This window comes from Variovorax sp. PBL-E5 (genome assembly GCF_901827185.1).
Taxonomy (GTDB): Bacteria; Pseudomonadota; Gammaproteobacteria; order Burkholderiales; family Burkholderiaceae_C; genus Variovorax.
Genome location: NZ_LR594671.1, coordinates 3,820,100 through 3,834,023 on the forward strand (window position 1 = coordinate 3,820,100; position 13,924 = coordinate 3,834,023).

General features: G+C 68.6%; 12 protein-coding genes and 1 pseudogene. 1 reads left to right on the top strand and 12 read right to left on the bottom strand.

What is annotated here, in order from left to right; genetic code table 11:
• The 8 genes from xdhA to WDLP6_RS18615 all read right to left on the bottom strand — a co-directional run bounded on the left by xdhA (position 1) and on the right by WDLP6_RS18615 (position 10,088).
• A complete protein-coding gene (gene xdhA / locus WDLP6_RS18580) occupies positions 1 to 1,599 on the bottom strand; it encodes a xanthine dehydrogenase small subunit (RefSeq protein ID WP_162593539.1) in 1,599 nt (532 codons plus the stop codon).
• 242 nt (positions 1,600 to 1,841) lie between these two features.
• Positions 1,842 to 3,290 carry an NHL repeat-containing protein gene (locus tag WDLP6_RS18585; protein ID WP_162593540.1) on the bottom strand — a complete coding sequence of 483 codons (1,449 nt, stop codon included), beginning with the start codon at positions 3,288 to 3,290 and terminating at the stop codon, positions 1,842 to 1,844.
• A 61-nt stretch (positions 3,291 to 3,351) separates the two neighbouring features.
• Positions 3,352 to 3,879, bottom strand: coding sequence for a hypothetical protein (locus WDLP6_RS18590; protein WP_162593541.1), 528 nt, complete (start codon positions 3,877 to 3,879; stop codon positions 3,352 to 3,354).
• Positions 3,880 to 4,037: 158 nt separating this feature from the next.
• Entirely contained in the window at positions 4,038 to 5,339 is a 1,302-nt protein-coding gene (locus WDLP6_RS18595; RefSeq protein ID WP_162593542.1) for a four-carbon acid sugar kinase family protein, read from the bottom strand.
• A 1-nt stretch (position 5,340) separates the two neighbouring features.
• Positions 5,341 to 6,615, bottom strand: a complete 1,275-nt coding sequence (locus WDLP6_RS18600) for a ribulose-bisphosphate carboxylase large subunit family protein (protein ID WP_162593543.1) — start codon at positions 6,613 to 6,615, stop codon at positions 5,341 to 5,343.
• Complete coding sequence (locus WDLP6_RS18605; protein WP_162593544.1) at positions 6,612 to 7,151, bottom strand: VOC family protein; 540 nt, start codon at positions 7,149 to 7,151, stop codon at positions 6,612 to 6,614. Before WDLP6_RS18605 ends, WDLP6_RS18600 begins: the two co-directional genes overlap by 4 nt.
• A gap of 26 nt (positions 7,152 to 7,177) precedes the next feature.
• Positions 7,178 to 9,064 carry a TRAP transporter large permease gene (locus tag WDLP6_RS18610; RefSeq protein ID WP_162593545.1) on the bottom strand — a complete coding sequence of 629 codons (1,887 nt, stop codon included), beginning with the start codon at positions 9,062 to 9,064 and terminating at the stop codon, positions 7,178 to 7,180.
• A 4-nt stretch (positions 9,065 to 9,068) separates the two neighbouring features.
• The gene (locus WDLP6_RS18615; protein WP_162593546.1) at positions 9,069 to 10,088 is read right to left on the bottom strand and encodes a TRAP transporter substrate-binding protein; all 1,020 of its coding nucleotides are present in this window, start codon (positions 10,086 to 10,088) and stop codon (positions 9,069 to 9,071) included.
• Positions 10,089 to 10,201: 113 nt separating this feature from the next.
• Here WDLP6_RS18615 and WDLP6_RS18620 point away from each other — a divergent pair, with 113 nt between their 5' ends.
• Positions 10,202 to 11,263, top strand: a complete 1,062-nt coding sequence (locus WDLP6_RS18620; protein ID WP_162593547.1) for a LacI family DNA-binding transcriptional regulator — start codon at positions 10,202 to 10,204, stop codon at positions 11,261 to 11,263.
• A 35-nt stretch (positions 11,264 to 11,298) separates the two neighbouring features.
• Here WDLP6_RS18620 and WDLP6_RS18625 read toward each other — a convergent pair whose 3' ends face one another.
• From WDLP6_RS18625 to WDLP6_RS18640, 4 genes and pseudogenes are all read right to left on the bottom strand, one after another.
• On the bottom strand, positions 11,299 to 11,613 hold the full coding sequence (locus WDLP6_RS18625; protein ID WP_162593548.1) for a hypothetical protein: 315 nt from the start codon (positions 11,611 to 11,613) through the stop codon (positions 11,299 to 11,301).
• Between the two features lie 119 nt (positions 11,614 to 11,732).
• A complete protein-coding gene (locus WDLP6_RS18630; protein ID WP_162595152.1) occupies positions 11,733 to 12,707 on the bottom strand; it encodes a tripartite tricarboxylate transporter substrate binding protein in 975 nt (324 codons plus the stop codon).
• Positions 12,646 to 12,915 (bottom strand): annotated as a pseudogene (locus tag WDLP6_RS18635) (enoyl-CoA hydratase-related protein); the annotation flags it as partial. The gene WDLP6_RS18630 and the pseudogene WDLP6_RS18635, both read right to left, overlap by 62 nt.
• A gap of 10 nt (positions 12,916 to 12,925) precedes the next feature.
• Positions 12,926 to 13,915: a Bug family tripartite tricarboxylate transporter substrate binding protein gene (locus tag WDLP6_RS18640; RefSeq protein WP_162593549.1), complete on the bottom strand. Its 990-nt coding sequence runs from the start codon at positions 13,913 to 13,915 to the stop codon at positions 12,926 to 12,928.
• Positions 13,916 to 13,924 lie beyond the last annotated feature (9 nt).

Here is a 13,924-nt window from a genome sequence, read left to right on the forward strand (position 1 = left end):
TCAGGCTCCTTGTGCTGCGCTGGTTTGATGCGGCATCACGCTCCAGACGCTGGTGGCCTGCGCGGGCAGCGGATCGGCCACGCGGGTCTCCAGCCAGAGGCGCTGCAGCAGGTTCTGCGCCACCTGCAGGCGGTAGTCGGCGCTGGCGCGCATGTCGCTGAGCGGCTTGAAGTCCTGCGCCATCGCGAGCTTGGCGGCGTTGACGCTGGCCTGCGTCCAGGGTTTGCCGACGAGTGCCGCCTCGGTCTGCGCGGCGCGCTTCACGGTGGCGGCCATGCCCCCGAAAGCGAGGCGCACTTCCTTCACGGTCTCGCCGTCGAGCGCGATCGCGAAGCCGGCGCACAGGGCCGAGATGTCGCAGTCGAAGCGCTTGCTGATCTTGTAGACGCGCACCTCGCGTTCGAGCGCCGCGAGCGGCACCGCGAGACCCTGCACGAACTCGCCGGGCTCGAGCTGGTTCTTCATGTAGTCGAGGTAGAAATCGGGCAGCGGCATGCGGCGCACGCGCGCGCCGCGGCGCAGCTCGATCTGCGCATCGAGCGCCATCAGCATCGGCGGCGAATCACCGATCGGCGAGCCGTTGGCGACGTTGCCGCCCATGGTGCCGGCGTTGCGGATCGGCGGCGAGGCGAAGCGCAGCCAGACGTCGGTCAGGCTGGGCACGCGTTGCGCGAGCGCGCGGTAGGCATCCTCGAGCGTGGCGCCGGCGCCGATGTAGAGCTCGGCCCCGGCGCCGCTGCCGCGTTGCTCGATCGTCTTCATCTCCGCCACGTCGCCGACGTAGAGGATGTCGCCCAGGTCGCGGAATTGCTTGTTGACCCACAGGCCGACGTCGGTGGAGCCGGCCAGCAGCTGCGCGCGCGGATTCGCTTCGCGCAGCGCGGCCAGCTCGGCCAGTGTGGTGGGCGCATGGAAGCGGTCCACGCGCTGGCCCAGCGGCGCCGCGTAGTCGAAGGTCGCGTCATGGCGCAGGCTCGTCAGCGCCTCGACCACGGGGCCGGTATCGAGCCGCACCGCCGGCAGGTCGAACATGCGCTGGCCGGCATCGAGGATCGGCCGGTAGCCGGTGCAGCGGCACAGGTTGCCCGAGAGGTCGTCGGCCAGTTGCTGGCGCGTCGGCTGGGTACCGCTGTCCTGGTGATGCTCGTAGGTCGACCACAGCGACATGATGAAGCCGGGCGTGCAGAAGCCGCACTGCGAGCCATGACAGTCGACCATCGCCTGCTGCACCGGATGCAGGCTCTGCACCGCGTGCTTGTCGTGCAGCGCGGGATCGCGCGTCTTGCCGCACTGCGCCTTCAGGTCCTCGACCGTGAACAGCGCCTTGCCGTGCAGCGTGGGCACGAACTGGATGCAGGCATTCACCGTGGACAGCCGCAGGCCGCCGACCGCGCGCGTATCGCCGGGCTCGGCCAGCTCGCCGATCACCACCGTGCAGGCGCCGCAATCGCCCTCGTTGCATCCTTCCTTGGTGCCGGTGCAGCGCGCGTCCTCGCGCAGCCAGTCGAGCACCGAGCGGGTCGGATGCACGCCGCTCACATCGACGATCCGGCCGCGGTGGAAGAAGCGGATGGGTTGGGTGCTGGGGGTCATGCTCATGCTCGTGGTGGCGCTGGTTGGAAGGATCAGAAATCCGGCCATTGGAAGTTAGTGCTTTGACGCCCCGAATGCATACCCGCTCGCCCATAGCGGCTATGTGGTGACCGGTATGGGACACCTGGGAAAACCCTGAGGGTCAGCCCTCATTGTGGCGCCATGCGGCGCGCCGGCAAAGGGCGTTCGATGCCGAACGCCCCATTGTCCCGGCGCGGCGTGGATCGATCGAGCCGCGCGCGAAGGCGCTATGGGCGGACGGCGGCGATCTTGCGGATCGCGTTGTTGGCCGAGTCGGCCACGTAGAGGTTTCCGCTGGCATCGACGGCGACACCGGTCGGGGCGTCGAAGGACGCCGCACCGTCGATGCCGTCGGCAAAACCTCCGTTCGGATCGCCGGCCAGGGTGCTGACCACACCGGCCGGCGTGATCCTGCGAATCCGGTTGTTTCCGTAGTCCGCCACATAGACATTGCCGCCGAGGCCGACGGCCACGCCGTAGGGGTGGCGGAACGACGCGGTACCGCCGGCGCCGTCGTCCGAACCCGGCGCTCCGGAGCCCGCCAGGGTGCTGACCACGCCATCCGGCGTGATCTTGCGGATCCGGTTGTTCGAATAGTCCGCCACGTAGACATTGCCTGCGGCGTCCACGGCCACGCCATAGGGGTCGCGGAACGACGCAGCGCGACCGGCGCCATCGTCCCCACCCAGTGCTCCCGAGCCCGCGAAGGTGCTGACCGCCCCGTCCGGCGTGATCTTGCGGATCAAGTGATTGCCGGTGTCCGCCACGTAGACGTTGCGCTGGGCGTCCACGGCCACGCCGGCCGGGAAGTAGAACGATGCCGCGCGGCCGGCGCCATCGAAGGAGCCAGCGGCCCCGGAGCCTGCCAGGGTGCTGACCACGCCGTCCGGCGTGATCTTGCGAATGGCATGGTTCGCGTAGTCCGCCACGTACACCATGCCGGCGTCATCCACCGCCACGCCTTGCGGCGCGTTGAACGATGCCGCGCGGCCGGTGCCGTCGGCGAACGCGGCGCTCGTCGAACCCGCCAGCGTCGTGACGGCGCCGCCCGGCGCGATCTCGCGAATGTTGTTGTTCTGCGTATCCCCCACGTAGACCTTGCCGGCAGCATCCACCGCCACGCCGACGGGTGCGTTGAACGACGCGGCGCCGCCGACGCCATCGAGGGCGCCCCGGCTCGTCCCACCGGCCAGCGTCGTGACCTGCGCGGACACCCCCGCGCAGATGACCGACACGCTCGTCACATCGGCGGCCGCCGAGCCGCTGCCGTTGCGCACTGTGCAGCCGGACCACGCAGGCTGCGTGCCCACCGTCACCGCATAGGCCGCGCCGGAGGCGACGGACGTTGCGAAACTGAACGGGCCATCGGCCGTCAGCGTCAGCGCGTCGCCGCCGTGGTCGAGCAGGACCACTTGCGCCTCGGGCGGCAGTCCGGAAAGCGTGCCGCCGATGATGTGGCGGGCCGCCGGCGGCTCTGCCTGCGATGGTTCCGGCGGCGTTGCAGTCAGCTGGGTCGCGGGCGGCGGCACAGGCTCGACCCGGGTCTCGGCAGGCGGCGAACTTCCGCTCGACGACGCGACGGCGAAGAACGGCGTCCCGCTACCACTGCCGCCGCCGCAAGCGGTCAACAGCAGGCACACCGAAGCCACAAGCCAGCGGATCGTGTACTTGTTCATCGCGTTCTCCTCGTCTGCAGCGCAACGAAGGCCGTGCGGCGCTGTACGCACGCATGCAAGTTCAGCCGCAGCGCGCGGCGGGGCGTGTGTCGAACAGGCTCATGAGCCGGCCCATGAGACCCGCCCCCAGCGACGAACGCGCCGACGCGCCGACACCCGGGCGATGGTGGCGGGTCACCTGGTCGCAAGCCCTGTTGCCGATCGCGGGCCGCGCCCTCGGGCCGGCCAGGATCACCGATGCGAGGTAGGCGGACTGTCCGGCGGCCTTGGATGCGGCACTGAGTTCGCTCCAGCATTCCGTGCCTTGCGCTTCGCACGGCGCGTCCAGCTGCTTGAGCAGCGAGCGCGTCACGTCGACCAGCGCGCTGGCGGAGGTCAGACAGAAGTAGGCCGATTGCGCCGGCCGGTTGTGCTGCGCCACCTCCGCGGTACGGATGGTGTCCATCCACCCGTCCGTCGGCGCCGAGAGATCACCGGCGGACGGGAAGCAGCGAACCCATTCCGCCGAGCCCGACACTTCGCACAGCATCTGTTCGAGGGTGTCCAGCACACGCTGGATCAGTTCTTTTTCGGCGGTTTTGATGGCCACTGCAAACTCCCTGAGCGTCTATGCGAAGAAGGTCTTCGCGGTGATGTCTTGATGTTTGTCAGTGTTGTCTTTTTCCTTGCTTTTCGACAGGCCCGGAAGAGCCATGCGGCGGGCCAATCCACGGTGGATCCATGCGCGGCGGGCCATTGGCCCTGGGGTCAGGCAGTGCCGTGGACCAGCCGCTCGAACACGTCAGCCGAACCCATCTGCCCGCCCTTGAGCATGATCTCCATGCCGTCGAGCGCCGGCACGTCGCTGTGCAACCGGCACAGGCCGGTGCCGGGCCCCAGCGCAGCGAGGTACGACAGGCCCCAGGCATCGAGCGCCTGCACGGCATGGCTCGAGGTGTCGCCGCCGGCGACGCCGACACGCGCAAGCGGCGCCAGCGCCAGCACGCGGGCCAGCAGGTCGCCGCCGGCGCGCGCGAGTCCACGCGCGTCCACGGGCGCGTCGCCGGCCGAGGAAGTGCCCGGCCGGCGCGTGCACGCGAGCACGTTCTTTCCCGCGGCGAGCAGTTCGGCGATCCGCCCGGCCATGACCGCGCGCTGCGCCGCATCCGGCTGCGCGAGCTGCGCCGGATCGAGCCACACGGTGTCGTACGAGTGCGCGGCAACGATCTGCCGCTCGGTCACGGGCGACAGGCTGCCGGCCAGCACCAGCACCGGTCCGCGCGCCGGCGCGACCGTGGCGGCCGTCGGCGGACGCGCGCACAACTGGCCCGCGATCGCCTGCACCACGCTGCTCGGGCCGACCGTGAGCAAGGAATCCTCGAGCGCACGCGGCCAGAGAAGCGCCCCGATGGATGCGAGCTGCGCGTCGTCCGTCACATCGAACAGCACCGCTTCGGGCCGGCCCGCCAGCAATGCTTCGAGATCCTCGCGCAATGCGCCGGGCGTCTTGCCATAGGCTGTGTACGGCAACGAGCGCACACCCGTCAGCCCCTGCAGCGCAAGATGGCGCCGCAGATCGGACTCGTGCATCGGCGTGACCGGATGACGGCTCATCGTCGGATGGCGATCGATGCGAAACACCTCGCCGCCCGCGCCGGCCGCAGCGAACAGATGGCCGAACACGCAGAAGCGCTCGATGCCGGGCTGCCCGCCGACGATCGCGGCCCACGGCTGCGACACCGCAGCGCGCAGCACATCGACGGCGACGCCGATGCTGCCGACGGCCGGCGCGCTGTCGAAGGTCGAGCAGGTCTTGTAGTGCAGCACGCGCGCGCCGAGCGTCTCGAACAGCTTCGCGATCGGCGCCAGCTCGGCGCGCATCTCGGCGGGATTCATCGCACGCGCGGCCCCCGCGATGCCGACGCAATCGAGCGACCCCGCGCGTTCGAGCCGCGCCGCGTCGGGCGGCCTCAGGAACAGCAGCGTGCGCAGGCCGGCGCGCGCAGCCGTGCCAAGCGTGTCGGTCGCGCCGGTGAAATCGTCGCCGTAGCAGAGGATCGCCGGGGCCAATTCATGCCCGCCCGAAGAACGCCAACGCGCGCGCAAGCTCCGGCGCCTCGCGTGCCCGGTCCGCCAGCACGACGCCGCCGCGCGCCGCGGCCCAGGCCTGGCGGATGCTGGCGACGCCCGCTGCCGCGCCATCGGGATGCGCAAGGATCCCACCACCCGACATGAAGAGCAGGTCGTCGCTGCCGATCGCGGTCCAGGTGGCCGGCACGGTGCCGGCCCATTGGCCTGACGAGAAGGCCGGCATCACGGCATCGTCGCCCCCCTCGCACAAGGGCGCGAGGCAATCGCGCGCCGATTCGATCACCTCGCTGTCGGGCTGCGCGAACTTGCCCTGCAGGCCGTGCACGTGCATGTGATCGACGCCGGCCAGCCGCCACAGCGTTTGATACGCCTGGAACGAGATGCCGAGCAGCGGATGCCGCGACAGCGCGCCGTAACCGTTGCGATGGCCGTGCAGCGCCAGCGCGGTATGACGACGCAGCGTCTGGATGGCCGAGAAGCCGCACCAGTTCAGGCTCGCCATCACGCAGTCGCCGCCTTCGCGCTCGACCAGGTCGGCATGGCGGCGCATGGCATCGGTCTCGTCCGTGATGTTGAACGCGACCATCACGTTGCGGCCGGTGCGCTCGCGGTGTTCGCGCACCACCGCCATCACGGCCGGCACGCGCTCGGCGAGCGGCGCATGGTCGGGGTCGGCGCAGACTTCGTCGTCCTTGATGAAGTCGACGCCGGCGGCGCAGAGTCGGCCGACCAGCGCCGCCGTCTCGGCTGCCGACAATCCGACATTGGGCTTGACGATGGTGCCGACCAGCGCGCCGTGCGCGACGCCGATCGCGCGCCGCGTCCCCGCGACGCCGACGCGCGGCAGCTCGAAGCGCGCACGGTACGAGGGCGGCAGTTGCATCGATTCGAGCCGCAGTCCCGTGACTTCACCGAGATCGTAGAGATTGCCCGCGACGGTGGCTGCCAGCGTCGGCAGGTTGGCACCGATGTTGGCGACCGGGAACGAGATGTCGATCTGCGCGCGCCGCCACGGGCCGCCCCTGCCCTTGCGTTCGAGGAAGGCGTTGGGCAGCGACGGCACTGGCGCGGCTTCGCGTTCGACCACCGACTCGACCACCGCGCGCGCACGTTCGCGCAGCGCATCGGTCTCGCCTTCGACGCGAACGAAGGTGCCGCTCGACTGCTCGCCCGCCATGACTTCGGCGACCGCGGCCGGATCGAGCGGCGTCTCGATCAGGTACCGCGCCCGCAAGCGCTCGGATGGCGCGTTCACAGCCGGCTCAGATCGGGAAAGGGCCGCACCGGATCGGCGCCGTCCCAGCCTTCGGAAGACTGGCGGATCAGATCGAACATCCGGCCCTTCGGCCCCGCGACCTCCGACAGCTCGATCACGGTGCCCGGGTGGTATTCGGTGTCGAAGTAGACGAAGCGTCCGCGCTCGCCGACCTCGCCGCTCATCACTGCCTTGAAGCCTTGTCGCAACAGGCGGTCCAGGTCGGCGTCGTAGTTCGAAGTCCAGTAGGCGACATGCTGCAGCCCCGTGCGCCCGGCCTGCTGGAAGTCGCGGTACATCGAAGGCACATCGTTGCGCGTCTGGATCAGCTCCACCTGCACGAAGCCCGAGTTGGCCAGCGCGACCGAGTTGTGCGGCGCATGTTCCTCGCCGCGGTAGCGGTAGTTCACGATCGGCACCTTCGGGTTGTAGAACCACGGGCCGACGCCGAGCGTGCGGCTCCAATAATCCATCGCGGCCTCGATGTCGGGCACGACATAGCCCAGCTGGCGGATCTCGCCAAAGAATCGGCTCATGAAAAACTCCGGTTGAAAAGAGGGGCTCAGGTCTTGAGGAAACCGATCGAGAACCAGGGAATCGCGGCGACCAGCACGAGGCCGACGAGCAGCGCCAGCATGTAGCCCCAGATCGGCCCGATGCCCTCGGCCGGCTCGACCTTGCTGACCGCGCAGGCGCCGTAGTAGCCGACGCCGAAGGGCGGCGCGAACAGGCCGATGCCCATCGCGAAGATCACCACCATCGCGTAGTGCACCTCGTTCACGCCGACCGCCTTGGCGATCGGGAACAGCAAGGGGCCGAACAACACGATCGCGGGAATGCCTTCGAGCACGCTGCCGAGCACGATGAAGGCGAGAACCGACACCGCGAGAAAGCCATAGGCGCCGCCCGGCATCGACTTCATCCACTGCGCCAGATCCTGCGAGAAGCCGGACTGCGTGAGACCCCAGGCCATCGCCGTCGCGCAGCCGACGATGAAGATGATCGCGCCCGATAGCGAGGCCGTCTCGACCAGCATCGGCCTGAGGCGCCGCCAGTCGAACTGGCGGTAGACCACGAGGCCGATCAATGCCGAATACACGATGCCGATGGTCGAGACCTCGGTCGCCGTCGCCACGCCCTCGACCACCGCCGCGCGGATCACGAAGGGCAGCAGCACCGCCGGCAGCGCGACGAACAGCAGCCGCCCGATGCGGCGCCATCCCTGCTTCTCGATGCCGCTCAGGTCCTCGTTGCGGTAGCGCCAGTGCACCACCAGGCACAGCGCGATGCCGAGCACCACGGCCGGCAGCAGCCCCCCGGTGAAGAGCGCGGCGATCGAGATGCCGGTCACCGAGCCGATGGTGATCAACACGATCGAAGGCGGAATGGTCTCGGTCTGCGCACCCGTTGCCGACAGCAGCGCGACGAGGTCGCCGGGCTTGGCGCCGCGCTTCACCATCTCGGGGAACAGCACCGGGGCGATGGCCGCCATGTCGGCCACCTTCGAGCCCGAGATGCCCGACACCAGGTACATCGCGCCGATCAGCACATACGACAGTCCGCCGCGCACATGCCCGAGCAGGCCGGCGAGGAACTGGATCATCGCGCGCGCCATGCCGGTCATCTCGATCAGCGCGCCGAGGAAGATGAACAGCGGCACCGCCAGCAGGATCAGGTGCGACATGCCTTCATCCAGGCGCCCCACCATCACCAGCATCGGTGTGTGCGTGGTCAGCGCGAGATAGCCGAAGGTCGCCAGCGCGAACGAGAAGGCGATCGGCACGCCCGCGAACACCGTGGCCGCCACCACGAGCACGAAGAAGATCACGAGGTTGAGCTTGCCCAGCGGCGCGAGCAGCGGCCCCGCGAACCAGAACAGCGCGACCACCGCGGCCACGCCCAGCACCGAGACCGCGATCTGCCGCAGGCTGCAGACGCGCAGCAAGCGCAGCAGCGCCATCACGATCATCAGCCCGACGCCGATCGGAATCGCGGCCGCGCGCCACGCGTTGCTGATCTCCAGCGCCGGCGTGACGATGAAGGATTCCTCGGCCGCGTAGTCGATCGACGGCCAGATCACCAGCGCGAGAAAGGCCAGCGAAGCCGCGAGCGCGAAGGCATCGAGCATCGCGCGCGTCGAGGGCTGCACGCGATCGACCAGCGCCGTCATGCGCATGTGCTCGCCGCGCCGCAGCGCCACGGCAGCGCCCAGCATCGAGAGCCAGAGAAAGAGGATCGAGGCCAGCTCGTCGGACCACACCAGCGGCGCATGGAACAGATAGCGCGAGGTCACGCCGGCGAACAGCACGCAGATCTCGACCAGCACCAGCAGCGCCGCGACCGATTCGACCGTCACGCCAAGCCAGTGGTCGGCGCGGCGCGCGAACGCGCTCAGCGCCGGCGCGGGCAGGCCGATCGGCGCGGCCTCGAAGGTGGAACCGTGGGCCATTGAATCAGGCCAGCTTCCCAACGGCGCCTTCGAGCAGCGTCCAGGCCTCGGCACCGAAGCGGCCCTTCCATTCGCCATAGAAACCCGATTCGCGCAGCTTGGCGCGGAAGCTGTCCGCGGCCGGTCGATTGATCGCCAGCCCCTTCGCCTGCAGATCGCCGACCACCGACTCGTTGAGCTTCTTGATGTCCTCGCGCTGCTGCAGGCCGGCCTCGTTGATGGCGCGCGCGACGATGGTCTTCATCGCGTCGGGCAATGCGTCCCACGCACGGCCGTTGGCGATGAACCAGTAGCCGTCCCAGATGTGGTTGGTCATCGAGCCGTATTTCTGCACCTCGTAGAGCTTGGCCACCTGGATGATCGGCAGCGGGTTCTCCTGCGCATCGACGATCCTGGTCTGCAACGCGGTGTAGACCTCGCTGAACTGCAGGCTGGTCGGCGCGGCGCCGAGGCCCTTGAACATCGAGATCGACAGCGGGCTCACCGGCACGCGGATCTTCAGGCCGTCCATGTCCTTGGCCGAATCGACCGCCGCCTTGCTGCTGGTGGTCTGGCGAAAGCCGTTGTCCCACATCTTCTCGAAGGCGTAGAGGCGCGACTTGGCGATGGCGCCGCGCACGTGGGCGCCGAGCTTGCCGTCCATCGCGGCCCAGACCTGGTTGTAGTCGGAGAAGGCGAAGCCGACCGCATTGATCGCGGCCACCGGCACCAGCGTCGCGATGACCAGCGCCGAGGGCGTGAAGAACTCGATGCCGCCGGAGCGCACCTGCGCCAGCATGTCGGTGTCGCCGCCGAGCTGGTTGTTGGGGAAGATCTTGATCTCGACGCGGCCGTTGCTCTCCTTCAGGATGCGATCGGCGGCCTCTTGCGCACGCACGTTCAGCGGGTGCGAGAGCGGCAGGTTGTTGCCGTACTTGTACGAGAACTCGGCCGCGCGCGCGACGCTCGGCAGCGCCGTCACGATGCTTGCGGCGGGAAGGGCGGAAAGCGTGCGCAGTACGCTGCGACGGTTCATCGGCTGCATGTCTGTCTCCGTTGTGTTGATGATGCGATTTGATGCATCATTGCTTGAAAGCCAGCCAACGATAGGTAGAACGCTCGCCATCGTCAAACCGGAAATTTGAGAGTTTTTGATAGATGCCGGCACGCCCTTCCCCGCCCTCCTCCACCGATGCCAGCCGGGCCCGCATGGTCGACATCGCGCGCGCGGCCAAGGTGTCGACGGCCACGGTCGACCGCGTGCTCAACAAGCGCGCCCGCGTGCGCGACGCCACCGCGCACCGCGTGCTCAAGGCAGCCTCGGCGCTCGACTACCTGCCCGAGACCGGCCTCCTGGCCGCGCTCGCGCCCGAACCGCTGCGCCTGAGCTTCCTCTTGCCCGCGGGCACCAATCCTTTCCTGCGCATGCTGAGCGACATGGTCGGCTACTCGCAGGAGCACTGGGCGCCCTTCAACGTCAAGTGCCGCGCCGAGTTCATCGAGAGCTTCAATCCGCACGAGCTCGCCGCCGCGCTGCTGCGCCGCGGCCGGCGCTGCGACGGCATCGCGATGATGGCGCTGGAACATCCGGCGGTGCGCGAAGCGGTGGCCACGCTCGCGGACCGCGGCGTGCCGGTGATCACGCTGATCTCCGATCTTGCGGATTCGCGGCGCGTGGCCTACATCGGGCTGGACAACCGCGCGGCCGGCCGCACCGCCGGCTACCTGATCGGCCGCTTCATGCGTGCACGCGCGGCCAAGGTCGCGCTCATTGCCGGCAGCCTGAGCTACAGCGCGCACGAGGAGCGCGAGGCCGGCTTCCTGCACGTGATGGGCGAGATGTTCGAGCACCTGCAGGTGGTGGGCCTGCGCGAAGGCCACGACGACGCCGAGAAGAACTACCGCCAGACCTGCGCGCTGCTGGAGCAGCATCCCGCGCTCGGCGGCATCTACAACATCGGCGGCGCCTCCGATGGCGTGGCACGCGCGCTCAAGGAGGCCGGCCGCGAGCACCAGGTGGTCTTCATCGGCCACGGCCTCACGCCCGACACGCGCGCGCTCTTGATCGACGGCAGCATGGACGCGGTGATCACCCAGAGTCCGCAGATCACGCTGATGAACTGCGTGCGCATCTTCACCAACCTGCGCGACCGGCGCGAGGCGCTGGCGGGCGTGGAGAGCACGCGCAGCCAGGTGATCTTTCGCGAGAACCTGCCGTGAGCGATCGGCAGGCGGCCCCCTACGTACGGATGTCTCTACGACAGGGAGAGCTCGCGCATGAGGTTGCTGCGCACCCATGTGAACGCGCCGGACTGGACATTGTTCGCTTGCCAGCGCCGGAATTCGGGATCGGCTGACAACGGATCCGTGACCTTGGCGTACTCCGTCGCGTTCTCGAACTGCAGGGTCAGAACATAGTTGCCCAGTTCGCCTGCGGCCACGCTCCACAGCTGCGGGTTGAGCGCACCATGCTTCTTCCAGAGCGCCGCGCCCACCTTCACGGCTTCGATGACGGCCCCGAGATCGGCACCGGGGTTGGGTCGCAGGACATATCGCGCTTCGTAGGCCATGGAAGTCTCCTTCGTCGCCGGCAGGCGCCCCCATTGGAGCACCTGAGCGCTGCTGGGGCAATCGACATTCGAAGCCGGCCGTGGAGACATGCCTGCGCGTCCCCGGTTGACGCGATCCTCTATTCAGGCTGCACGCCGGCCGCCTGTGCCACCTTGATCCAGTTGGGGATGTCGGCACGCAGGCGTGCCTCGAGTTGAGCCGGTGTCGATGACTGCAGTTGAACGCCGACGGCCGCGAACTGCTTCTGCAGATCCGGATCGGCCACCGCCTTGTTCACGGCTGCATTGAGTGCCTGCACGATGGAAGCCGGCGTCCCCGCAGGCACCAGCATGCATTGCCAGGTGGACATGGCGTAGCCAGGTACGCCTGCCTCGGCCACCGTGGGCAACTGCGGCAGCAGCGGTGAACGATTGCCGCCGGTGACGGCGAGTGCGCGGACCCGGCCATCCTTCACGTAGGGATAGGCCGTGTTGATGGCATCGAGCATGAAGTCGATCTGGCCGCCGAGCAGATCGACCATGGCGGGCGCCGTTCCCTTGTAGGGCACATGGACGGCGCTGGATCCCAGTTGCCGCAGCAGCACCTCCACGGCCAGATGGGTGATGTTGCCCCTTCCGCCCGATCCGTAGCTCAGCTTGCCGGGATGGTCCTTCAGGTATTGCAGGAAGGAAGAGAGATCCGCGACCGGCAGGGAATTCCGCACCCGCAGGATCACGTTGATGTCCGCCGGCATGGTCACCGGCGCGAAGCCGGCCAGCGGGTCGTAGGGCAGCTTCCTGAACAGGGCCGGCATGATGGCCAGGCCCGAGGTCTGGTAGAGCACGGTGTAGCCATCCGGCGCTGCGCGGGCCACGTACTCGGTGCCGATATTGCCGCTCGCACCGACCCGGCTTTCCACGAACAGGGTCTGCCCCAGCGCCGTGCCGATGTGCGGCGCCAGTGTCCGCGCGACCTCGTCGGACGGCCGCCCGGCGCGTGCGGCAATGCTAGGAACGGGCGCGCTCCGGGTTGGGATGGAAAGTCGTGCCGGCTTACCGCTTCGGCCGGCTTCGCTGCAGCCCTTCCAGGGCTGTCTCGTGGTCCGCGGTGTGATGGGCCGGCGCCTGGAAGGCCGCCGACATCTCGAGCAGCGAGTCGAGGCGCAGGTGCGGCCCTTCGCGGATCAGGCGCTTGGTCATCCGCAGCGCGTGCGGCGGATTCGCTGCGATGCGCTGCGCCAGTTGGAGCGCCGTGTCCAGCAGGTCGGTGGGCGGCACGACGCGCGAAACGAGGCCCCACTTCAGCGCCTGCGCCGCATCGATCGCGCGCTGCCTATTCCGGTTCGATGCCTGCCTTCTTCACCAGCGCCGCATACTTGGTCATCTCGCTGCGGAATGACGCCTGAGCCTGCTCGGGCGTGCTGATGGCAATGGTGTTGCCCTGATGGGTCATCGCCTGCTTGACCGCCGGATCAGCGAAGGCAGCGACCACGGCATCGTGGGCCTTTGCAACGCCGGCAGGGCTCATGCCCTTGGGTCCGATGACCGCGAACCACGCGTCGACGATGAAGTTCGGCAGCCCTTGCTCGGCAAAGGTGGGGATGTCCGGCGCTGCGGGTGTGCGCTGTGCCGTCAGCATGCCGATCGCGCGCAGCGCACCGCTCTTGATGTGCGGCTGCACGCTGGGAAGTGCTGCGGTGCCGAAGTCGACCTGCCCACCGATCAGTCCCGCCACCATCGGCCCGACGCCCTTGTAGGGGATGTGCTTGGCCGATACGCCCGCCTCCTCGAGGAACAGCTGCGTCGCCAGGTGCAGGATCGTGCCCGTGCCGCCCGAGGCGAAATTCAACTCGCCCGGCTTGCTCTTGAGCAATGCGATGAACTCCTTGCTGTTCCTGGCCGGGACCCGCGCCGGATTGACCACCAGCACCATCGGCGTGGCGCCGATGATCGCGATCGGCGTGAAGTCGCCCGGCATGTCGAAGGACAGCGACTTGATCACGCTCGGGAAGATCACGACGTTGTTCGACACGATCGACAAGGTGTTGCCATCCGGTGCCGAGCGCGCGAGGACCTGCAACCCGACCACGCCGCCGGCGCCGGGCTGGTTGTCGACGATCACCGAGGCGCCGAAGGCCTTGGAAAGCGCCGGCTGGGCCGCGCGCGTGATCGTGTCCACGCCCGAGCCGGCGGCATTGGGCAGGATGAACCGGATCGTGCCCGCCTCCGCATGCGCAGCGAGTGCCCAGGGGCCGGCAACCAGCGCGGCGGCCGAAGCCGCCAGTGCCGACCGGCGTGAAATACGAAAGCTCGAAGTGCTCATGTGTGTCTC

Excerpts from the sequence above, each read along its gene's own strand:
- WDLP6_RS18585 (WP_162593540.1), bottom strand. The coding sequence starts at position 3,290 with ATGAACAAGTACACGATCCGCTGGCTTGTGGCTTCGGTGTGCCTGCTG.
- xdhA (WP_162593539.1), bottom strand. The coding sequence starts at position 1,599 with ATGAGCATGACCCCCAGCACCCAACCCATCCGCTTCTTCCACCGCGGC.
- WDLP6_RS18625 (WP_162593548.1), bottom strand. The coding sequence starts at position 11,613 with ATGGCCTACGAAGCGCGATATGTCCTGCGACCCAACCCCGGTGCCGAT.
- WDLP6_RS18615 (WP_162593546.1), bottom strand. The coding sequence starts at position 10,088 with ATGCAGCCGATGAACCGTCGCAGCGTACTGCGCACGCTTTCCGCCCTT.
- WDLP6_RS18640 (WP_162593549.1), bottom strand. The coding sequence starts at position 13,915 with ATGAGCACTTCGAGCTTTCGTATTTCACGCCGGTCGGCACTGGCGGCT.
- WDLP6_RS18610 (WP_162593545.1), bottom strand. The coding sequence starts at position 9,064 with ATGGCCCACGGTTCCACCTTCGAGGCCGCGCCGATCGGCCTGCCCGCG.
- WDLP6_RS18620 (WP_162593547.1), top strand. The coding sequence starts at position 10,202 with ATGCCGGCACGCCCTTCCCCGCCCTCCTCCACCGATGCCAGCCGGGCC.
- WDLP6_RS18605 (WP_162593544.1), bottom strand. The coding sequence starts at position 7,151 with ATGAGCCGATTCTTTGGCGAGATCCGCCAGCTGGGCTATGTCGTGCCC.